This window comes from Marinobacter salarius (assembly GCF_032922745.1).
Lineage (GTDB): Bacteria > Pseudomonadota > Gammaproteobacteria > Pseudomonadales > Oleiphilaceae > Marinobacter.
In genome coordinates this window covers 2,336,216-2,357,554 of the sequence record NZ_CP136693.1, presented here as the reverse complement: position 1 = coordinate 2,357,554, position 21,339 = coordinate 2,336,216, and the positions used below count along the sequence as shown (strand labels likewise).

Sequence of the window (21,339 nt, the reverse complement as noted above, 5' to 3'; positions counted from 1 at the left end):
CAGTGAAAGTGGGTGAAAAGGCGCATTAACCGTATATGAGTGTACCGGGTAGCGGTCCGTTTAATCCATGCCAATTGACCATCTTGCCTGCCTGTAATGCGCTCTATGCCAATGGCGTGGATGCCCGATGCCCTCGCTCCATCGTCGCCGGCAGAGCTGAAATAAGCTAACCTGTGTGAAAGCGTCGAAAAATCAGGTAGTCCCGGATCACTGAATGCTGAAAATAAATCGAGAAAACCTGAAAACCAGCCACCAACTCATCTGGTTCATCATAGACTTCCTGATGCTCGGCCTGCTCATTATCAACCTGGCCTTCATCATCTTCGACTCCATCTACAACCTCACCGGCGTCCAGAACCTGCTCGCTGAACACGCACCGCTTGTCAAAGAGCTCTACCACCCCATCCACGAAAACTTCCTGTTCTACGACCTCATCTTCGTCAGCATCTTCCTGACCGAGTTCGTCGTGCGCTGGGGCTACGCCATCAAGGCCAAAGTCTACGACCGCTGGTACTTCTATCCGTTCATCCACTGGTACGACATCATCGGCTGCATCCCCGTTGGCAGCTTCCGCTTCCTGCGGATACTGCGGGTTATCTCCATCATCTACCGACTGCACCAGTACAAGGTGATTGACGTCACCCAGACCCGAGCCTTCCAGTTCTTCAACTTTTACTACGAAGCCTTCATGGAAGAGCTCTCCGACCGCATTGTCATCAAAGTGCTCACCGGTGCTCAAGACGAGATTCGCAAGGGCTCACCCTTGTTCGAGCGCATTCAGAACGACATCCTCTACCCGAGGCGGGAAATGCTGTCAGACTGGGTATCACAACGAGTTGCAGACGCAGCCCGTGAAGGGTACATCCCCAATCGCGGCGCCCTGCGAAGCTACCTGGAAACCCGCGTCGACAACGCACTCAAACAGAACCTTGAGTTATCGAGGCTGAAATACCTGCCCGTTGTCGGGCCCACCATCCAGGAAACCCTGGAAGAAGCCGTGGGGGACATCGTCGCCAACGTGATTCACCAGATTCTTGAAGACCTCGCCTCCGCGTCCAATCACGCGTTCATCGAAGACATCGTGAATGTATTCCTGCCATCGCCCGATAACGAAGACGAAAACGGCGAACACAACGAGGCCCTGATCAACCTGATTGTTGAAGTACTGGATGCGGTCAAAAGCCAAGTCAAGGTCAAACACTGGCGTAGCGAACTGACCTGAACCTGTTCAGCCAACAACACCGAGGATTCCATGAACCCAATGTACTATCGACCAGCTGCAGAACTTGTTAGCGACCTCAAAAACGGGAAGCTAACCAGTGTTGATGTCACTCAAGCGTTCGCGGACCGGATTCGACAGTGTAATGGCGATATAAATGCGGTTGTGACACTGGACGAAACAAACGCTCTCGGGAAAGCAAGGGAGGCTGACGAAGCTCTGGCGCGTGGCGATTCCGTTGGACCACTTCACGGCCTGCCACTGACCCTGAAGGATACCTGGGAGGTTGCCGGCATGGCCTGTACCGCCGGTGCACCCGCGCTGAAAGACTACATCCCGACGAAACACGCCGATGTGGTCCAGCGCCTGGAAGACGCCGGTGCGATCATCCTGGGGAAGACCAACGTCCCCATTTACGCCACCGACCTCCAGAGTTACAACAAGCTCTTCGGTGTCACCAACAATCCCCACAACCTGGCCCATACCCCCGGAGGCTCGTCCGGGGGCGCTGCCGCAGCGCTCGCGGCAGGCATGACACCGTTGGAAGTGGGCAGTGATCTCGCGGGCTCCATCCGCACACCAGCGCATTTCTGCGGCGTTTTCGGGCACAAGCCTTCCCGTGCCCTGGTCTCCTTCCGTGGTCACATTCCAGGGCCACCGGGCACAGAGTCACGGCCGGACCTGGCCGAAGGCGGGCCATTGGCGCGCTCGGCAAAGGATCTGGAACTGCTGTTGAGCGTGATGGCCGGTCCCGCTGAACGGGAACGCAACAGCTGGCAATTGGCCATGACACCCGCCACTATCCATTCCCTGGAACAGGCCCGGGTGGGCCTTTGGCTGAAAGACCCGCTGTGCCCTATCGACGACGAATTACTGAACGGCTACCAAAAACTCGGGCGGGCACTTGAAAGCAAGGGAACACTGGTTGCCGAAGCCCGGCATCAACTGCTCAACCTGGAACACATCCTGCCTGCCTATTTCAACTTGCTGGGCAGCCTTCTCAGCACGTCCATGAAACCGGCCCAACGCCGGCAAATGATGTGGATCTCACGGCTTGAACGCTGGCTTCACCTGTTTGGCCCTGTTACGGCCTTTATCGGGGAATACGGCCGCGGCGTGAATCAGCCGGTACACCAATGGATGGCCTGGAGCGAAATGCGGGAAAAGATGCGGGCCGAAATCACCACTCTGTTTGACGAATTCGATGTGCTGTTAACGCCGATCACCCCAACCACGGCCATTCGCCACGATCACAGCAATCCAGTGTTCAAGCGGCAGATCACCGTTGCAGGTCAGCCCAGGGCGTATATGGACCAGTTCTGCTGGATTGCCCTGGCTACCTTGCTCGGGCTGCCCGCTACCTCCGTACCTATCGGAAGAACAGCGGATGGGTTGCCGTTCAATGTGCAGGTCATCGGTGCGCCAGGGATGGACCTGACGACGATCCGGTTCGCAGAGCTGCTGGAAGCCAGCGGACTTGCCGGCTTCCAGCAGCCGCCAGACCTCAGCCATTGACCAGGAAGTGCACCCAGATACTGGCCCCGTAACCCAGCGCAATCGCCGGTGTCCATTTCAGGTGACTGAGGAACGTGTACTGCCCCCTGGCCTGCCCCATCAGTGCGACGCCCGCCGCAGAGCCTATGGACAAGAGGCTGCCACCAACCCCGGCCGTTAGCGTAACCAGCAACCACTGATAATCCGGCATGGCCGGATTCATCGTCAGCACCGCAAACATCACCGGAATGTTGTCCACCAGCGCTGAGATCACGCCAACCATGATGTTGGCGGCGGTCGGCCCAAGGTCACCGTAAAGCGTGGCCGTCATCATGCCGAACACCGGGGGAATGTGCAGGAACTGGTGAAAACTGATGGCGGTGGCGATAGTCAGCAAGAACAGAGCGCAGATGACCAAATGCCAGGATTCCTGTGATCCAGAACAGACGCCGGTAGCCAAACCCCTTGCCAAGCAGCCATATCCGCAACTGGTCGAAGACCCCCGTTCCAGCATGGCGTTGATGTAGGTCATCGCCACCAGGAGGAAAAAGAACAGCTCCGCGTATTCCAGGAAGTTGTGCCGTATGGCCTCTTCGACTTCGCCATTGGCGCCCGCGGCGCGGTATGCCCGGGACGATTGTCCCGGGGGATTTGGTTATTCGATTTCGATCAGGCTCTCACCAGGCGCCACCCGGTCGCCTTTCGAGATATTCACCGCCTTGACGATACCAGACTTGGTGGCTTTAACCTCGGTTTCCATTTTCATGGCTTCGATGATCAGCACCGCGTCACCGGCAGATACCTCGTCACCCTCGCTCACCAGCACATCAACGATGTTGCCCGGCATGGTGGTGGTCACCTGGCCTTCTCCGGTGGCTCTGGCACGACCGCCCTTGCGGGTATTTTCAGAGGCTTCGCCCTGGGATTCCAACTGAATTTCCTCGGGCACGCCGTCCACCGTCATATAGAACCGGCGTTCGGTCTCGCTCACCGGGTTGGCGCCGGTCACATGGATATCGTAGCTTTCACCGTGCACCGTGATCCGGAACTCAGTGGACACACTGCCCCCGGTCTTACCGTTGGCGATGGGCTCCAGGGCTTCCGGCTGCAGGGTGCCGTCGCGGCGTTGCTCCAGGTACGTTCGAGCCTGGTCCGGGAACATGGCGTAGGTCAGTACGTCTTCCTCGCTCTTGGCGAGATCACCCAGCTCTTTGCGCAGTTCGGAAAACTCCCTGGGAATCAGGTTGGCCGGGCGCTCTTCAATTAACTCTTCCTCGCCCACTGCGCGGCGTTGCAGCTGTGCGTCCACCTCTGCAGGCGCCTTGCCATACCAGCCCTGCATGTATTTCTTCACCTCATTGGTGATGGTGTCATAGCGCTTGCCGCCCAGCACATTGATCACCGCCTGGGTGCCGACGATCTGTGAGGTGGGCGTCACCAGCGGAGGGTATCCCAGGTCTTTACGTACTCGGGGAATTTCCTCGAATACTTCCTGAATCCGGTCGAGGGCGCCCTGTTCCTTCAGCTGGTTGGCCAGATTGGACATCATGCCACCGGGAACCTGCGACAGGAGTACGGAAGTATCTACGCCATTGTAGTCACTCTCGAACTGATGGTATTTCTTGCGAACCTCACGGAAGTGTTGGGTAGCCTTGTCCAACAACTCAAGGTTAAGGCCGGTTTCACAGCCCGCATCGTGCAACGCCGCCACCAACGATTCGGTCGGAGGATGACTGGTACCGCCCGCAAACGCCGACAGCGCGGTATCGATATGATCCACGCCGGCCTCCAATGCTGCCCATTGGCACATGGGTGCCATGCCGGAGGTGGCATGGGAGTGCAGGAACACCGGCAGTTTGAGGTTCTTCTTCAGTCCGCTGACCAGCTCGGCGGTCACCGCTGGCGTTAGCAGGCCCGCCATATCCTTGATAGCGATACTGTCAGCGCCCATATCTGCCATGGTCTCGGCCTGAGCCAGGAAGGTTTTCACATCGTGCACCGGGCTGACCGTATAGCACAGTGTACCCTGGGCATGCTTGCCGGCCTTCTTCACAGCTTTAATGCTGGCCTCCAGATTGCGCACGTCGTTCAGCGCATCAAAAATACGGAACACGTCGATGCCGTTTTCTGCGGCCTTTTCAACAAACGCTTCCACTACATCGTCGCCGTAATGGCGGTACCCGAGCAGATTCTGGCCACGCAACAACATTTGCAGGCGGGTGTTGGGCAGAGCCTTGCGCAGGGTTCGCAGGCGCTCCCATGGGTCTTCCTTAAGAAACCGCACACAGGCATCGAACGTGGCGCCGCCCCAGCATTCCAGTGACCAGTAACCGGCCTGATCCAGCCATTCACAGGCCGGCAGCATATCCTCAGTGCGCATACGCGTGGCGATCAGGGACTGATGGGCATCCCGCAGGATGACGTCGGTGATGTGAATTTTTCTCTTACTCATAATGCTCTCCAATATTCGTGTTACAGGCCAGCCTGAGCTGCGATGGCGGCGGCAACGGCTGTGGCAATGGATTCCGGTCGGGACTTGTCGCTGTACTCCAGCAACTGCGGATTACGCTCCACGAAACCGGTATTAAACGTGCCGGCCTGGAAATCCGGGTGGTTCAGGATCTGCTGGTAGTAGGGAATCGTGGTGTGTACCCCGTAGATAGCCATGTCGCTGAGCGCTCTGCGGGACCGGGCCACCAGTTCCGGCCATTCCCGCGCCCACACAATCAGCTTGGCGCACATAGAATCGTAGTAAGGGGGAATCTCGTAGCCGGTGTACATGGCGGCATCAGTGCGTACACCCGGGCCGCCGGCGGAATAATAGCGACTGATGCGACCGAAGCTGGGCAGAAAACCGTTTTTCGGATCTTCCGCGTTAATGCGAAATTGGGCGGCGAAACCGCGATAACTGATGTCGGCCTGGGAAAACTCCAGCGGCTCGCCGGACGCAATTCGGATCTGCGCCTTTATGATATCGATGCCGGTGATTTCCTCGGTGATGGTGTGTTCCACCTGCACCCGGGTGTTCATCTCCATGAAGTAGAAGCTGTCGTCGTGATCCAGCAGAAACTCGACGGTGCCGGCATTCGCATAACCGCATTGGCGGGTGACCTGAATGGCCAGATTACCAATGGTTTCTCTCTGCTCCTCACTTAACTGTGGCGATGGTGCCACTTCGATCAGTTTCTGGTTGCGGCGCTGGATGGAACAGTCACGTTCGTACAGGTGCACCACATTGCCGTGGTGGTCGGCCAATACCTGTACTTCGATATGACGAGGCTCAATGATGCACTTCTCCAGGAAAACCTCGGCACTGCCAAAGGCCTTGGTGGCCTCGGAAATCACCCGCTCGTAGTTCTGCCGCAGTTCCTTCTCATTGTCACAGCGGCGAATGCCCCGGCCACCACCACCGGATGTCGCTTTGAGCATAACCGGATAGCCAACATCTCCCGCCTGTTGTACGGCGTCTTCCACGTCATCCAGGTTGCCCTTGGAGCCCGGTGTAACAGGCACCCCCGCGGCGATGGCGGTCTGGCGAGCCTGAGTCTTATCGCCCATGGCACTGATTGCCTCGGATGACGGGCCGATAAACGTTACCCCCCTCTGCTGGCAGACGGCTGCCAGCTCGGCATTCTCGGAGAGAAAACCGTAACCCGGGTGCAGAGCATCACAGCCGGTCTCGACCGCCAGGTTCACGAGATGATGGGGATTCAGGTAACCGCTGAGCGGGTCCTTGCTGATCTGATAGGACTCATCCGCTTTCTTGACGTGCAGGGAGTACTGGTCCGCCTCTGAATAAACAGCGACAGAGCGAATGCCCAACTCCTTGCAGGCCCGCGCAATGCGAACGGCAATTTCGCCGCGATTGGCGATGAGCACTTTCTTAATGGCCATGGAAGCTTCCTTCAAGTAATAGTCATTAACGGAAGAAAGCTGCAGCCCGCAACGGCAGGCTGCAGCGTTGCGACGTTTTACCCGGGGTTTTTCCGCACTGCGTGAACGATATCGGAGAAAGATCCCGGGCCGGGATCGGGGTTCACTCGAATACCAAGGCGACGGCTGAGATCGTCAGAGGACAGCAGCCCGCAAATGACCTGCTCCTCTGCCCCAACGGCGACCGTGTCCATTACCAAAAGATAGTCCGAATGAAGCCCCTTGAAAATGGCGATTAATTCATCAATTTTCAGGTCCTGAAGCTTACCGAGCTCTATCGTTGGCAAGCGCCACACCGGTCGCATGATGTCCCGCGCAACAATGTCGGCGATGGTACTTCCACGCTGGTTGGCAAGGCTCATGGGCCACGAACCGATCAGGTCCTTCAGGGTCACTATCCCGACCACCTCATCATTTCGATTGATAACCACACAAAAGGTTTCTCCGGAAACATCCAGTGTCTTTTTGACCTCCTGGATCTCCCGCGATGACCGGGCTATCACCGGAGCTTGCCTGGTGAAGTCCTTCAACAGTTCCGACGCGGCGGCGTCATTGGTGAGAGTGTCCTCGTCTTCCTGTGAAACAAGCCGATATCTGGCTCCGGCAGACAGGGACGCTTGAACGCTTGATTGATTGCCCATGGCAATTCTCCTGGCTAAAGACCATTTCTCCAGGCGCGGGGCACCCACGTAGGGCTGCAGCGCCTGAATCAGTTCAAATGTCTATAGCTGGGAGGGAGGTGCCTGTGACTGGCCTGGGTAACTGAGAATTCTTCTGGGGGGACCGTCAAAGGCCAACTGGTGAAGGGCGCGGGATGTCAACGCCGACGGTGGATAAACGAAGGTGGGCGACAGCGGCGACACATCGCCGGGTGACGAGGCTCCTTCTGAGGATTCGGAACTGCCTTGCCAATCGCTCAGCGCGACGGTGGTGGCAACGTGATCATCCTGGGTGGGAACCGCAACGGTAACCGACGTCCAGACAACAAATATCAGTGCCAGCAACGCAACGAGGTTGCCAGACAGACTGAATGTGTTTTCGGAGCGACGGGGCATCATTTCACCGTGTTAGTAGTTGCCTAACTAATGCAGGGGCGACGGCTAATGATAACCCCAGGGGATGGTGGCAATGCAAGCTTTCGTGGCCAATACGGGAAAAGCTTGTCCTGAAACGAATAAGGGCCGGTCAAAGACCGGCCCTTATTGATATGGTAGCGGGGGCAGGATTCGAACCTACGACCTTCGGGTTATGAGCCCGACGAGCTACCAGACTGCTCCACCCCGCATCAAACTGGTGGTTGACCGGGTAATGCCCCGATCAACGAGGTGCGAATAGTACGGGGCACTGCGGCATCTGTCAAAGGGAAAAATGAATTTTTTCGCCAACTTACCGCTCAAGTATGGCCGTTACCCCCTGTCCGCCTGCGGCGCAGATGGAGATCAGGCCACGGCCGCTGCCCTTCTCTTCCAGCAACTTCGCCAAAGTGGCCACGATACGCCCACCGGTCGCCGCGAACGGATGGCCTGTTGCAAGGCTGCTGCCCTTCACGTTCAGCTTGTCGCGATCAATGCTCCCCAACGGCTTTTCCAGACCCAAGCGATCCTTGCAGAACGCGGGGTCTTCCCAGGCCTTCAGGGTGGAGAGCACCTGGGCGGCGAACGCTTCATGGATTTCGTAGAAGTCGAAATCCTGCAGCGTCAGCCCGGCTTTTTCCAACATGCGTGGCACAGCGTAGGTCGGCGCCATCAGCAGGCCCTCCTTCTTGTCGACGAAGTCCACTGCAGCCACCTCGGAGAACGTCAGGAACGCCTTGATCTCCATGTTGTTGGCCTTTGCCCACTCTTCACTGGCCAGCAGCACACATGAGGCACCATCCGTCAGCGCGGTGCTGTTGGCGGCGGTCATGGTCCCGCTCTCACGATCAAACACGGGCTTGAGCGTTGCCAGTTTTTCAAGGGTCGTGTCCGGGCGCAAAATGTTGTCTTTTTCCAGGCCCGCCAATGGGGTCATCAGGTCCTTGAAAAAACCTTCATCATAGGCGGACGCCAGCTTCTGATGGCTTTCATAGGCCAGCTTGTCCTGCTCGTCACGGGGAATGGACCACTCGCGGGCGGTGATCTGGCAGTGCCCCCCCATGGACAACCCCGTTCTGGGCTCGCCGTTCTGCGGAATTTCCGGCTTCAGATGGCTCGGACGAAAACGACTGAGCACTTTCAGGCGTTCACCAGCCGTCTTTGCGCGATTCAGGTCCAGGAGAATCTCCCGCAGGCCCTCACTTACACCGATCGGCGCATCGGAGGTAGTATCGGTGCCGCCAGCGATGCCGCACTCGATCTGCCCCAACGCAATCTTGTTAGCCACAAGAATGGCCGCTTCGAGACCCGTACCGCAGGCCTGCTGGATATCGTAGGCGGGCGTTTCCGGCGCCAGGCCGCTACTCAGCGCGGATTCCCGGGTCAGATTAAAATCCCTGGAGTGTTTGATAACCGCGCCAGCTACGACCTCTCCAAGGCGCTGCCCCTGCAGCCCGAAGCGATCAACCAGTCCTCGCAGCGCACTGGTCAGCAGCTCCTGGTTACTGACCTTGCTATACGCGGTGTTGGAGCGGGCAAAAGGAACCCGGTTGCCACCAATAATGGCAACCCGGCGGATATCGCTTTTAGCGGCCGTGGTCTTTTTTGCCGTCGACGTTTTCTTTTGGGTGCTTTTCGGTGCCTGTGCCATGATGATGTCCTGTTTAAACGAGTGTATCCGTTGCGTTGCAGTCTAGCGCCAACCGGGCCCGGCTCATTGGCATCCCTGACAACCGTAACAGGGCATTGAGTCAATTCAAAAGCGGCCGGATTCTTTAACCTGTACGCCGATATTCGTTTCGCAAAAGGAAAATGCCATGTCTGATCGTTATCTCAAGTTCGTCAATACTGCGTTTGGCAAGACCGCTGCCCAGTCCCTGGGGCTGCCCGCCCCGGTCCCCCTGAAACGCTGGAAGCGCGCCGACCAGCCGTTTATTGAGGGCGACGTGCTGATCGGCGCTGCCAACAGTAGTAAAGCGGTCTCGACGGTTGGAAAGGTGCTGGGCGCCAGCGCTGCAAAACTCTTTCATGCCAGCGCCATGGATACTCTGAACGATTCTTCCAAAAGCGGCAACAAGGCCGAAGCATTGCCTCTGAACACAGACATTGATGGTAAATTCTCCGCCCTGGTGTTTGATGCCACGGGTATGAAAGACACCACCGATCTGAAAGCGGTATACGATTTCTTTCACCCCACCATCCGCAAGCTGGCGGGCAACGGTCGAGTGCTGGTGATAGGCCAGGACCCAAGCACCTGTCGCCAACCCGCCAAGGCCGCTGCCCATCAGGCACTGGAAGGCTTCGTGCGCAGTGTCGGCAAGGAAGTCGGCAAGAAAGGGGCTACCGCGAACCTACTGTGGATGGCCCCCGGCGCCGAACAGCAACTGGAGTCCAGCATCCGGTTCTTTTTATCGCCCCGATCGGCCTATGTCTCTGGCCAGGTAACCCGCATCAGTAAGGGAGCGACCGCTCACGCCAGCAACCCTGTCGCGCCGCTGGCCGGAAAGATTGCACTGGTAACCGGTGCGTCCCGCGGCATTGGCGCGTTTATTGCCGAAACCCTGTCGCGGGATGGCGCCACGGTCATTGGCCTGGATATCCCACCGGCCCTTGAGGACCTGCAGAAAGTTATGGCCCCCATCAAGGGTAAGGCGATGGCGTGTGATATTACGGATGAGAAAGCGCCAAAACAGATTGCAGACTTTGTGAAGGAACATTTCGAAGGCATTGATCTGGTCATCCACAACGCCGGCATCACCCGTGACAAAACCCTGGGCAACATGCCCGAGCATTTCTGGGACATGACCATTGCCGTCAACCTGACTGCCGAGGAACTGATCGACGAAGAGCTGATGCACCAGGAACTGCTGCGTGAGAACGGACGCATTGTCTGTATTTCTTCCATCAGCGGCATTGCCGGCAACTTTGGCCAGACCAATTACTCCACCGCCAAGTGCGGCGTGATCGGCTATGTAGAGGCGATGGCAAAACAGGTGAAGAACGGTGTGACCATCAACGCCATAGCGCCCGGGTTCATCGAAACCCAGATGACGGCCGCCATGCCGATTACCATTCGCGAGGCCGGCCGGCGCATGAACAGCTTGTCCCAGGGCGGTTTGCCAGTCGACGTGGCCGAAGCCATTGCGTGGTACTGCAATCCTGCATCAAATGGCGTGAACGGGAACGTTGTTCGGGTTTGCGGACAGTCGCTGATTGGAAAGTAACAGGGGGAAATGGTGGGTGGTACTGGGATCGAACCAGTGACCCTCGCCTTGTAAGGGCGATGCTCTCCCAGCTGAGCTAACCACCCGGGATCTGGAAACAAAAAATGGCGGAGCGGACGGGACTCGAACCCGCGACCCCCGGCGTGACAGGCCGGTATTCTAACCAGCTGAACTACCGCTCCGCATCAATCCCGGCCTGAACGGCCTTAGGGACCTGAAACCGGGCGGGGTGGCCCGGTGATGCTGAAAAGTGGTGGGCGGTACTGGGATCGAACCAGTGACCCTCGCCTTGTAAGGGCGATGCTCTCCCAGCTGAGCTAACCGCCCACTTTCACAGCACACTGGTGAGTCAGCGTTGCTGTCTCAACCAAGTGAGACGCGCATTTTAAGCATTTGTCTGGCGGTGTCAAATTTTTTCCAGGGTTTTTCTCAAAAAACCCGCAACTTGTTAAAAAGCGTATGATTTTCAATCAGACCTGTTTGTCACCCCGGTTTTCTTTGCCGTCTTCACAGCCTTCAGCCGTGTGGCTTTCTGCCCTGCCTGCTTCGCCTTGTGATCAAGCGACAGTTCACTGACACGCGACTTTCGATCCGCCGGCAATGCCCGTTCCGCCAGCGAGCAGTTGAGGTGATCAAGGCGCTTTCTAAGGCCAGCTATCCGATGGCCTGCGTTTTCCAGTGCCTCGGGAAGCAATTCCCCGGAAAGCCGGCGAAACGTTTGTTGTAATGAATCTCTCAGCGACATGATCCGGCCACCTTCTGAATACGGACACCCCACAGTCTAGTAACCGAAACCGGAAACAACAATTCACGGTGCGCCAGATCGGCGACGTTAGAATATCCACCAACCGTCACCGGATTCCGCCTCTTCCCGGCGCTCCCGCTCTTGCTCCAACGCCGCATACTCGCGATCCAGCTCTCGCAATCGACGATCGCTTTCAAGAGGTACCGTAGGGCCGCCTCCAAAGGGCCAGTACCAAGGCGTTTCGTCATACTTCCCCTGCTCTCTCAAGCGCTCAATTTCAGCCGCTCGCTCCTCTTCCAGAAGAACCAGATTGCGCTCGTAGTCTGCGTCCTCGTTCACCTCAACAATGGAGGTCGCGGCATGGTTAGGAGCGAGCAAATCGCTATTCAGAAAACGCGTGGAAACAATCTCTTTGGCCTGCATGGCGTAGTCACGGGTCACCAGTTGCAAGTCGCCAGACCTTAGGGGATGGTCCTCGGCGAGTTCAGGATGGTTAGTTTCCGGCTCTTGCAATTCGTTGTAACGCAGGTAATACACCCTTCCGGGTTCGACCTTGAGCGTGGCGTCTGCAATCAGACTCAGGCTGAACGAGTTCAGCCCCTCAAGCCCCAGCAACGGCCGGCGGATGGCAATGTGCCGCTCCCCGGGGGCAACTTCAAGCCAGGTAAAACTGTCGTTTCGAATATTGAAATAGTGATGGTCGTCGATGTAAACGCTTGGCGCCTCAATTTCGTCGGCAGCCCACTGGGAATGGGTGCGGTAGAAATAGAGAACCGCATTGCTGCGATCCCACTCATCATTGCCGATATGGACAAAGTCATGCCCGGATACCGGGTGCAAAAACGAGCCAACGCTTTTACCGATGGACTGGTATACCGTGCAGCCGGCACCGGAAACCAATAGCAAAGCCACGAGTACGGCCGCCAGTGGCCGGGGAAAACCGGGAAAAAGAAATCGGGTTGTCATTGTTGTGCACTCTTCATCCTTTCGCGAGTTGTCCCGATCATAACAACTGCCATCTTGCGGAACTGAGAGCTACCGCAAGGGATGAATACAAACTGTTACAAAGCACAGCAGGCCCTCCCTGCCCTGCTGTGCCGATTCTATTGGCCGGATATCCGCGAGCGTAGATCATTGACCTCTTCCGACAGGCGAACCAGCCTTGAGGTCAATTGCGCCCGCGAAGAGTCAATCGAAGAAACGGTTTCCTTCAGCCCCGCCAGATCTTTGCGAACGACATCCAGCTGACTGCCGCTGGACAGGTTATTGGTGGCCTTTTCCAACGCTGCAATACGGCTTTCCAGGCCATCAATGGTGAGGTTTTGCTCTCGCTCGAAGCGTAACAACTGGCGCTCCACCAGCTGGTCGATGCCGGCCAGGGATTCGTCCAGTTTCGTCAATCGAGAGGCATTCTCCTGTCCAGTTTCGCGAACGGCGGTAAGCTGCCGCTCGAGGTCCGATTGAACCTTATCCAACCGGGAAGACACGGTTGCGTCCAGTTTCTTGAACGAAGCAGACAATGCTTCCCGCTGGCCGCTGCCGCTGTCCAAATCTGCCCGCAAAGATTCGAGTTCGGCTTTGTGCTCATCCAGACGCTTGCGGTTGCGGTCATTAGCCACCCCCCATAGCTTGGCGATTTCGCTGTCAGCCGTGTTGAGGCGTTCCTTGTGGGATACCAGCGTCTCTTCAATGGATTGCCCTCTCTCCTGCAGATTCTCGCCCGTCTCGGAAAGCTCCCCCTCGAATCGTGCCAGCGCCAGTTTACTTTGGCGCGCCCAGTAATCAGCCTCCTCCAGCTGCCCTTCCAGCGCTTGTATACGCTGCTCTTGTTGATACCAGCCAGCACCCGCTGCTCCGGCAACAATCAACAACGCGATCAACAGCACTGCGCTGCGACCCGAACCACCACCGCCAGACGCTTTCCTGCTTCTTCCTGCAGGCTTGTCTGGGCCGCCATTGCCGGCCGACTCGCGCACGGGCGCTTCGCGTTTTTTGCGCTCTTCCACGTTATTGCCGGGCTCGCCGGTACGTACTTCATCATCATCTGGACGGATTGGTTCCATAACAGCTCCGGTATATGGACGGTAACGTTAATAAAGCACGATAATACCCGTACCTTGCGGCTCAGCAAAATGAAGGCCAGGAGAGCGGACAGTATGCGCTCTTTGACCATCGACCGTTTGCATGGCCACGGGGCCTTACATACAATGTCCGGCTTTCTCACATATCAGGACTGTTGCATATGCAGCCGCTTGTAGGACTCATCATGGGCTCGAAATCTGACTGGCCCACCATGGAACACGCTGCCGAAATGCTGAACAAGCTGGGCGTGCCTTACGAGACGAAGGTTGTCTCTGCCCACCGCACGCCGGATTTACTGTTCGATTATGCCAAGACGGCCTCTGATCGGGGGCTGAAGGTGATCATTGCCGGCGCGGGCGGTGCCGCACACCTGCCTGGCATGGTCGCTTCACAAACGTCAGTGCCGGTCCTTGGTGTTCCAGTCCAGTCCAAAGCACTCAACGGTCTTGATTCGCTGCTTTCCATTGTACAAATGCCCGGCGGCATTGCGGTTGGCACCCTGGCAATTGGTAAAGCCGGTGCCATCAATGCTGGCCTGCTGGCGGCGCAGATTATCGGTACGTTCAAGGACGATGTCCGTAAAGCGGTCGATGAATTTCGTGCTACACAGACACAGACAATTCTGGATAATCCTGATCCCAGCGATCAATAATCAGGAATCGGACTCTGGTGCAGGAGCGGGTGGGGGATGCTTTCCAAAACACGCTCCTTGCGGCACATCCATATGGTGCTTGGGCTTCGCCATCCATGGCTCCGCACAGTTTTGGAAAGCATCCCCCACCCACCCCCCGAACTAATGCAGATGCCTAATTAAAGGCAGGAGATAACGAATGAGAATTGGTGTTTTAGGGGCCGGTCAGCTTGGCCGGATGTTGGCTCTGGCTGGCTACCCGTTGGCCAAGACGTTTGTTTTCTATGATATGTCAGGTAATCCCAGTGCCGGGCTGGGTGAAGTGATTATTGACCGGGATAGTCAATATCTGGATGACTTTATCTCCCGTGTAGATCGCGTTACCTACGAATTCGAACACCTACCGGTCGACGTAGCAGAGCGAATCGCCAAGGAGAAACCGGTTCACCCCTGCCCGCGTGCGCTTCAGGTATGCCAGAACCGAGAAGCCGAAAAAACACTATTCGGCGAGCTAGGCATACCCACACCAAAATGGAGAATTGCGGACAGCGTAGAATCCCTACAGGAAGCAGCGGAAGCGCTTGGCTGTCCGGTTGTCGCGAAATCCAACACCGAAGGTTACGACGGCAAGGGGCAGGCAGTTCTTCGTTCACCGGAAGACGCAGCAGAGGCCTGGCAATCCATTGGTCATCCGCGCCTGATCGTCGAAAAATTCGTCGAGTTTCGCCGCGAAGCTTCCATTATTGCCGTTCGTGCCGAAGACGGTGAACTGGCTTTTTACCCTATATCCGAAAACTCTCACCACGAAGGTATTCTGCGCTACGCCATCGCCCCGGCCCCCAAACTCGAGAAACACATCCAGGAAGACGCCGAACGTTACATCAAGGCACTACTGAACGAGCTGGATTACGTCGGCGTACTGACGCTCGAACTGTTTGAAACCGCCGATGGTCTGGTCGCCAACGAAATGGCACCGCGGGTCCACAACTCTGGGCACTGGACTATCGAGGGCGCCATGACCAGCCAGTTCGAGAACCACATCCGCGCCGTGAGCGGCCACCCCTTGGGAAGCACCGACGCTCGCGGTGTCAGTTGCATGATCAATATTATTGCCGAGCACGGCGACATTGAACGAATCCTTGAACTGCCTTACGCTCATGTACACCTCTACAATAAAGGCGAGCGCCCGGGCCGGAAACTTGGCCATGTGACCGTTCTGGCGGACAGCTACGAAGAATTGGTCTGGCGGGTAAAAAACTGCGCCCAGTTTTTACCCGGTTGTCCAGAGTTTAAAAGTACCCTGTCTGAACAGTAGGCAGGAAGCACACAAGGGGTTGATATAGCTCCAAGCGCCCCTATATTTAATAATGGCTTACATGCACATAAACAGAGAGAATCAGGGAGAACGACCTCATGGCATTTGAACTTCCCGCACTGCCCTACGAAAAGAACGCACTGGAACCACACATCTCTCAGGAGACTCTTGAGTACCATTACGGCAAGCACCACAACACCTATGTAACCAAGCTCAACGGCCTGGTCGAAGGTACCGACAACGCCAACAAGTCGCTCGAAGACATTATCAAGAGCGCCAGTGGCCCACTGTTCAACAACGCTGCCCAAGTCTGGAACCACACCTTTTACTGGCACTGCCTGAGCCCGAACGGTGGTGGTGAGCCTACGGGAGCGGCCAAGGACGCGATCGAAAAAGCGTTTGGCTCTTTCGAAGACTTCAAGAAAGAGTTTAACGACAAGGCCGCCAACAACTTCGGCTCCGGCTGGACCTGGCTGGTTAAGAAGGCAGACGGCAGCGTTGCCATTGTTAATACCAGCAATGCCGAAACGCCGCTGACGACCGCCGATAAGCCGGTACTGACGGTCGACGTCTGGGAACACGCGTACTACATCGATTATCGCAATTCCCGTCCGAACTATCTGGAAGCGTTCTGGAAACTGGTTAACTGGGATTTCGTCAACGAAAACCTGGCGTAACAGCGCTTCCGATATCTTGCAGGACACAACCTGCACACAAACGCCCGCACATTCGCGGGCGTTTTCGTATCTGTGATACAAACGATCTTACAAATTGATACACCCATAGCCTGAATTATCTGGAAGAATTGCCGATACTGGGTACAGTAGGTGAAAACTGAACCATACTTGAAAAAGAAAATATCAGCCGAGAGCCCCTTTGCCCCAGGTGAGCGGTACCGGGTCTCACTCAGTTGGAACAAATCAAACAGGCCTCCATGCAAAACTCTTATGAGGTAGAACATCGCCTGGGGTACCGGGTTCTGCGGTGGGTGCTCGCTGTGGCGTTAATTAGCGGGGTTGTTGTCAGCACCGTACAGGTCATCCTCGATGCGGGACGGGTATCACAGTCTCTCGACGATCAAGCGCGACAAACCATGGCGCTGGTCAAGGACGCATCAACCCAGGCCGTTTTCAGTATCGATGCTGACCTTGCCCAACAGGTGGTCGATGGCCTGTTTGCTCAGGAAGCGATACGAGTCGCACGTATTACCCATCCCGATGGCGAACCTCTCGGCAGTCGTGACCGCCCTCTAAAGAAAAGCACCTCCCGCCAGATTACCGACCCAATTTTCGAATCGGAGCGTTACTATCGTATAGAGCTTTCCCGAGACACTGGCTCCGATAATGTTTATGGGTACCTTGAGCTAAAATATGACACCGGTCCGGCGGCGCGAACCTGGCTTGAACGTGCGTCCATCACCTTCGCCTCCGGCATCGCTATTGCCGTCATTCTCGGAATGGTGCTGTTTGTGGTTTTCCATCTACTGCTGACGCGTCCACTACTACGAATTGTACGCTCTGTTAAACAGGTCAACCCGGATCACCCCGACGACAACCTGATCCACCTGCCTCACGGCCACCAGAAAGATGAATTGGGCCTTTGGGTCAACGCCACCAACAACCTCCTGGTTGCAATTGGCGACAGCCAGACCCGCCACCGGGAAGCAGAAGATCGTGTGACACGGCTATCAAGGTACGATCAGCTGACAGGTCTGCCCAGCCGTGACACCTTCATGGAGTTGCTTCAGGCCGATATTGCAGACGCCAGTGAGGACAAATTGGTCCTGTCACTGATCTGTTGTGGCATTGATGACTTCAAGTCCATCAACGAGCAATGCGGTTTCCGCACGGGCGACATGATCCTGCAAACCGTGGCCGATCGTCTCACTCAGAAGCTCGGTGGTACTCGTTTTACCATTGCTCGACTGGGCAGTGACCAGTTTGTTGTCGTGGAAAAGGGGTTGAGGGATGGATTCCAGGCGGCCGACACTGCCGATCGCATATTGGCTTCGCTTAGCAGCCCAATGGTCTTCGATGACCAGACGATTACCATGACCGCCACCCTCGGCATCGCCCTGTTCCCCGGTGACGCGAGTAAAGCCGACAGGTTACTGCAAAACGCCGAACAAACCATGGCCCTGGCCAAGGAAGGCGGACACAATTATTTCCAGTTCTACGTTGCCAGCGTTGACCAGGAAATTCGTGAACGCAAACAGCTGGAAAAGGATCTCTCCATCGCGCTCCACAACCAGCAGTTCCACTTGGTCTACCAACCACAAATCAACCTGGAAACCCGCCGGATCATTGGGGCGGAAGCGCTCATTCGCTGGGAACATCCGGAAAAGGGGCTTGTGCCGCCCGATGACTTCATACCGGTGGCCGAGATGAATGGCAGCATCGTGGAAATTGGCCAGTGGGTTCTTGACCAGGCCTGCTGGCAGGCTGCGCGCTGGGCCATCGATGACATGCCCTTGCGTATAGCGATCAACCTATCAGCTGTGCAGCTACGCCAGAACAGCATCGTGGACGACATTCTGGACACCCTGAAACGCCACAACATCCCCGCCGGGCGCCTTGAACTGGAAGTGACCGAAACCAGTTTCATGACCAACCTGGAAGACGCCGTAAAGAAACTGAAACGTCTGCACAAGGCTGGCATCAGCATTGCTGTGGATGATTTTGGCACCGGCTACTCTTCCCTGACCTACCTTAAACGTATGCCGGTCCAGCATCTGAAAATCGACAAGCAGTTCATCCGAGACCTGCTTGTCAACGAAGAAGACACGCGTATCGCCAACACCATTATTGACCTCGGCAAGAGCCTGAACCTGACCGTGGTCGCGGAAGGCGTCGAGACTGCGGAGCAGGAGTATTATCTTGCGCAAAGGGGCTGCAAGCTGGCACAGGGTTACTTCTTCTCCAGGCCACTGAAGCCCAGTGACTTTGAGACATTTGTTGCTGGTTTTCATCGCAAACTTGTCGAGAATAACGCCTGACCCACCACACTTAATCACCTGCCACCAGAAACGCAAGGAGCCGCCATGGGAACCACACTGATCGGTCTGATTGTTATTGCCGTCGTTGTTGTCTACATCGTTTTTATCTACAACCGCTTGGTATCACTGAGAAACCAGTTCAAAAACGGATTCGCCCAGATAGATGTCCAACTCCAGCGCCGCCATGATTTGATTCCCAACCTGGTTGAATCGGCCAAGGCCTACCTTTCCCACGAGCGCAATACCCTCACCGAAGTGATGGAAGCGCGAAACAACGCTGTCAGCGCCCAAAAAGACGCTGCTGGTGACCCAGCGGACGGCGGTAAGATTCAGCGCCTTGGGAGCGCAGAGAACATGCTCTCCAAAGCCCTCGCCAACTTTTACGCCGTGGCGGAAAACTACCCGGAACTGAAAGCCAACGAGACTATCCAGCAGTTGATGGAAGAGCTGTCCAGCACCGAGAATCGGGTTTCTTTTGCCCGCCAGGCCTACAACGACGGCGTTATGGGCTACAACATCTTTCGTGAGCAATTCCCTAACAACATCGTGGCCGGACTGTTCGCTTTCAAACCTTCCTCTCAGCTGGAACTGGAGTCTCCTGAAGCCCGCCAGGCGCCCAAAATCGCCTTCTGAGACCGATAGTCATGGCACATCCCGGATTTTTCCAGCGCCAGGCCAGCGCCCGTCGGAACACCGGCCTTCTGGTGGTCCTGTTTCTGGCGGCCGTGGTGATCATCACGCTATCCGTGTGCCTGGTGGGTTACCTGGTAACCCGCAGCGAGTTCACGGGACTGGCCTTCGCCGACTGGTTGTTAAGCCGCCATGGACTGTATACGGCCGCAGCAGTCGTTGCCCTGATTGGTGTTGGCTCCCTGATCCGCTGGGCGGACCTGTCCGGTGGTGGCGAGCGGGTCGCAAAAATGGTGGGAGCGCGCGCCATTGACCCGGCCACAAAGGACACCGACGAGCGCAGGCTGCGTAATATTGTGGAAGAAATGTCCATCGCCAGCGGCATCAGCGTGCCAGACCTCTATGTGATGGATCACGAAACCGGCATCAACGCCTTTGTGGCAGGCTATACGCCCGGTGAGGCCGTTATGGTGGTTACCCATGGGGCCTTGACACAACTCACCGGTGACGAGCTCCAGGGTGTGGTTGGCCACGAGTTCAGCCACGTCCTAAACGGCGATATGCGCCTGAACGTACGTTTGATCGCCATCCTGGCCGGCATCCTGATGATCGGACAGATTGGCGCCTTCCTGCTCAGGGCATCTTTCCACCGCTCCCATGTATCCAGCCACTCATCTCGTGACCGGAAAGGCCAGGCGGTTTTCGGGCTGGTAGGCGTGGCGCTGCTGGTCATTGGTTATGTGGGCGTATTCTTCGGAAGATTGATCCAGTCCGCAGTATCGCGACAGCGGGAAATGCTGGCCGATGCCTCCTCGGTACAGTTTACTCGTAACCCCGAGGGCATTGCCGGCGCGCTGTTCAAGATTGGGCTAAAAGGAGGCTACCTGGACACCACCAGCCATGCCAGTGACATGAACCACATGTGTTTTGGCGAAAGCGCACGTATGAAGTTCGCGGCATTGCTGGCGTCCCACCCCCCGGTGCAGGAGCGCATCGAAGCCATCCAGCCGGGCATGTTTGCCCGCCTTCGCAGCCGGTTGAGAGACAGCGAGCCCGCAAACGCACTTCGATCCGCGGGCTCTCCCCAACCCTCCGTAGCCAGTGCAGCAACGGCCCACGGTGCGGCTTCCGGCTTCAGCGCGGGTGGAACAGGCGCAGCAACATCGCCCCTGAATACCCGGCTACCGGAGAATCTCTCGACCTCAGTGGGTACCGTGAACAAACGCAGCGAAGACTATGCCGTGGACCTCCTCAACCGGCTGCCTTCAACGTTTCGCAACTTGCTCTATACCCGGGCCGGCGCCATTCAGCTGTGCTATGCGCTGCTGATTTATCAGCTTCCTGAGCCTTTACAACAGAAGCGGTTGGCGCTGGTCACCGCCGACTCCCTCTTTGCGCCCAACGCCGACCTGTTGCACAAGCTGCTGCCCGCCCTTACCACACTGGGCGACGCAATACGATTTCCGGCGCTGGAACTGGCCATGCCCGCCCTCAGAAAGCTCGACCCCGAAGAGCGCAGCCAGTTAATGTCGTGTACGGAGGTATTGATCAGGGCAGACAACCGTCTGAGCCTCTATGAACTGGCCATGCATACCTTTCTTCGCCGCCACCTTGCGGGAGACTCGGCTCGCGTGGTTCCGGTACGCCACCGCGGCTACCGGACAGTAACCGGCCAACTGCGAGTGTTGTTCAGCCTGATGGCACGGGCCGGTGCTCAACAGGGCATCGACAGCCAGGGCCTGTTCGCTGAGGCGATGGCGGGTTTTACCGCCGGGCGGGAGCAAGCAGAGCTTCTGGAGACGGTATCCATCAAGCATCTGCGCGATGCGCTGTTGGTGCTGAACACCCTGTCGCCACTGCTAAAGCCCGCCATTCTCGATGCCTGCGGTCATTGCGTGGTTGCAGATGGAGAGATCAAGACCACGGAATACGAGTTGATCCGCCTGGTGGCGGATCAACTGGACTGCCCGATGCCGCCACTGGCGGCCTGAGATCAAC

General features: G+C 56.8%; 18 protein-coding genes and 4 tRNA genes. 9 read left to right on the top strand and 13 right to left on the bottom strand.

The genetic code is table 11. The features are described 5' to 3' along the window. The first annotated feature begins 214 nt into the window (after positions 1-214). The gene (locus R1T46_RS10895; RefSeq protein ID WP_317305324.1) at positions 215-1,222 is read left to right on the top strand and encodes a hypothetical protein; all 1,008 of its coding nucleotides are present in this window, start codon (positions 215-217) and stop codon (positions 1,220-1,222) included. A gap of 39 nt (positions 1,223-1,261) precedes the next feature. Beyond that, on the top strand, positions 1,262-2,734 hold the full coding sequence (locus R1T46_RS10890) for an amidase (RefSeq protein ID WP_317305322.1): 1,473 nt from the start codon (positions 1,262-1,264) through the stop codon (positions 2,732-2,734). On the opposite strand, the gene nhaD is transcribed toward R1T46_RS10890, so the two are convergent. From nhaD to R1T46_RS10855, 7 genes are all read right to left on the bottom strand, one after another. Then, positions 2,724-3,131 (bottom strand): sodium:proton antiporter NhaD, encoded by a 408-nt coding sequence (gene nhaD, locus R1T46_RS10885; RefSeq protein ID WP_317305321.1) that lies wholly within the window; start codon positions 3,129-3,131, stop codon positions 2,724-2,726. The genes R1T46_RS10890 and nhaD overlap by 11 nt on opposite strands. A gap of 237 nt (positions 3,132-3,368) precedes the next feature. Then, positions 3,369-5,165 carry a sodium-extruding oxaloacetate decarboxylase subunit alpha gene (gene oadA / locus R1T46_RS10880; protein WP_317305320.1) on the bottom strand — a complete coding sequence of 599 codons (1,797 nt, stop codon included), beginning with the start codon at positions 5,163-5,165 and terminating at the stop codon, positions 3,369-3,371. 20 nt (positions 5,166-5,185) lie between these two features. Next, positions 5,186-6,607, bottom strand: a complete 1,422-nt coding sequence (locus R1T46_RS10875; protein WP_317305319.1) for an acetyl-CoA carboxylase biotin carboxylase subunit — start codon at positions 6,605-6,607, stop codon at positions 5,186-5,188. A gap of 77 nt (positions 6,608-6,684) precedes the next feature. Then, positions 6,685-7,287 carry a CBS domain-containing protein gene (locus R1T46_RS10870; RefSeq protein WP_317305318.1) on the bottom strand — a complete coding sequence of 201 codons (603 nt, stop codon included), beginning with the start codon at positions 7,285-7,287 and terminating at the stop codon, positions 6,685-6,687. Positions 7,288-7,368: 81 nt separating this feature from the next. After that, positions 7,369-7,701 (bottom strand): hypothetical protein, encoded by a 333-nt coding sequence (locus R1T46_RS10865; protein WP_317305317.1) that lies wholly within the window; start codon positions 7,699-7,701, stop codon positions 7,369-7,371. A 153-nt stretch (positions 7,702-7,854) separates the two neighbouring features. After that, positions 7,855-7,931: transfer RNA gene (locus tag R1T46_RS10860), tRNA-Met, on the bottom strand. Positions 7,932-8,032: 101 nt separating this feature from the next. Continuing rightward, complete coding sequence (locus R1T46_RS10855) at positions 8,033-9,370, bottom strand: acetyl-CoA C-acetyltransferase (protein ID WP_317305316.1); 1,338 nt, start codon at positions 9,368-9,370, stop codon at positions 8,033-8,035. Between the two features lie 166 nt (positions 9,371-9,536). Between R1T46_RS10855 and R1T46_RS10850 the strand changes: the two genes are divergently transcribed. After that, a complete protein-coding gene (locus tag R1T46_RS10850) occupies positions 9,537-10,943 on the top strand; it encodes a 3-oxoacyl-ACP reductase (RefSeq protein ID WP_317305315.1) in 1,407 nt (468 codons plus the stop codon). Between the two features lie 10 nt (positions 10,944-10,953). Here R1T46_RS10850 and R1T46_RS10845 read toward each other — a convergent pair. The 6 genes from R1T46_RS10845 to R1T46_RS10820 all read right to left on the bottom strand — a co-directional run bounded on the left by R1T46_RS10845 (position 10,954) and on the right by R1T46_RS10820 (position 13,751). Further along, positions 10,954-11,029, bottom strand: a tRNA-Val gene (locus tag R1T46_RS10845). A gap of 19 nt (positions 11,030-11,048) precedes the next feature. Next, positions 11,049-11,125, bottom strand: a tRNA-Asp gene (locus R1T46_RS10840). Between the two features lie 69 nt (positions 11,126-11,194). Next, positions 11,195-11,270, bottom strand: a tRNA-Val gene (locus tag R1T46_RS10835). 139 nt (positions 11,271-11,409) lie between these two features. Next, positions 11,410-11,688 carry a hypothetical protein gene (locus R1T46_RS10830; protein ID WP_317305314.1) on the bottom strand — a complete coding sequence of 93 codons (279 nt, stop codon included), beginning with the start codon at positions 11,686-11,688 and terminating at the stop codon, positions 11,410-11,412. Between the two features lie 87 nt (positions 11,689-11,775). Beyond that, positions 11,776-12,654: a DUF2846 domain-containing protein gene (locus R1T46_RS10825; protein ID WP_317305313.1), complete on the bottom strand. Its 879-nt coding sequence runs from the start codon at positions 12,652-12,654 to the stop codon at positions 11,776-11,778. Positions 12,655-12,791: 137 nt separating this feature from the next. Continuing rightward, a complete protein-coding gene (locus R1T46_RS10820) occupies positions 12,792-13,751 on the bottom strand; it encodes a hypothetical protein (protein WP_317305312.1) in 960 nt (319 codons plus the stop codon). A gap of 179 nt (positions 13,752-13,930) precedes the next feature. On the opposite strand from R1T46_RS10820, the gene purE reads away from it, so the two are divergent. The 6 genes from purE to R1T46_RS10790 all read left to right on the top strand — a co-directional run bounded on the left by purE (position 13,931) and on the right by R1T46_RS10790 (position 21,332). Next, on the top strand, positions 13,931-14,422 hold the full coding sequence (purE, locus tag R1T46_RS10815) for a 5-(carboxyamino)imidazole ribonucleotide mutase (RefSeq protein WP_317305311.1): 492 nt from the start codon (positions 13,931-13,933) through the stop codon (positions 14,420-14,422). A gap of 178 nt (positions 14,423-14,600) precedes the next feature. Then, positions 14,601-15,716 (top strand): 5-(carboxyamino)imidazole ribonucleotide synthase, encoded by a 1,116-nt coding sequence (locus R1T46_RS10810; RefSeq protein WP_317305310.1) that lies wholly within the window; start codon positions 14,601-14,603, stop codon positions 15,714-15,716. Between the two features lie 98 nt (positions 15,717-15,814). Further along, complete coding sequence (gene sodB / locus R1T46_RS10805; RefSeq protein WP_036210113.1) at positions 15,815-16,393, top strand: superoxide dismutase [Fe]; 579 nt, start codon at positions 15,815-15,817, stop codon at positions 16,391-16,393. A 257-nt stretch (positions 16,394-16,650) separates the two neighbouring features. Next, entirely contained in the window at positions 16,651-18,711 is a 2,061-nt protein-coding gene (locus tag R1T46_RS10800; protein WP_317305309.1) for a putative bifunctional diguanylate cyclase/phosphodiesterase, read from the top strand. A gap of 45 nt (positions 18,712-18,756) precedes the next feature. Beyond that, positions 18,757-19,344 (top strand): LemA family protein, encoded by a 588-nt coding sequence (locus tag R1T46_RS10795; RefSeq protein WP_317305308.1) that lies wholly within the window; start codon positions 18,757-18,759, stop codon positions 19,342-19,344. 11 nt (positions 19,345-19,355) lie between these two features. Further along, the gene (locus R1T46_RS10790; RefSeq protein WP_317305307.1) at positions 19,356-21,332 is read left to right on the top strand and encodes a M48 family metallopeptidase; all 1,977 of its coding nucleotides are present in this window, start codon (positions 19,356-19,358) and stop codon (positions 21,330-21,332) included. The last annotated feature ends 7 nt before the right edge of the window (positions 21,333-21,339 follow it).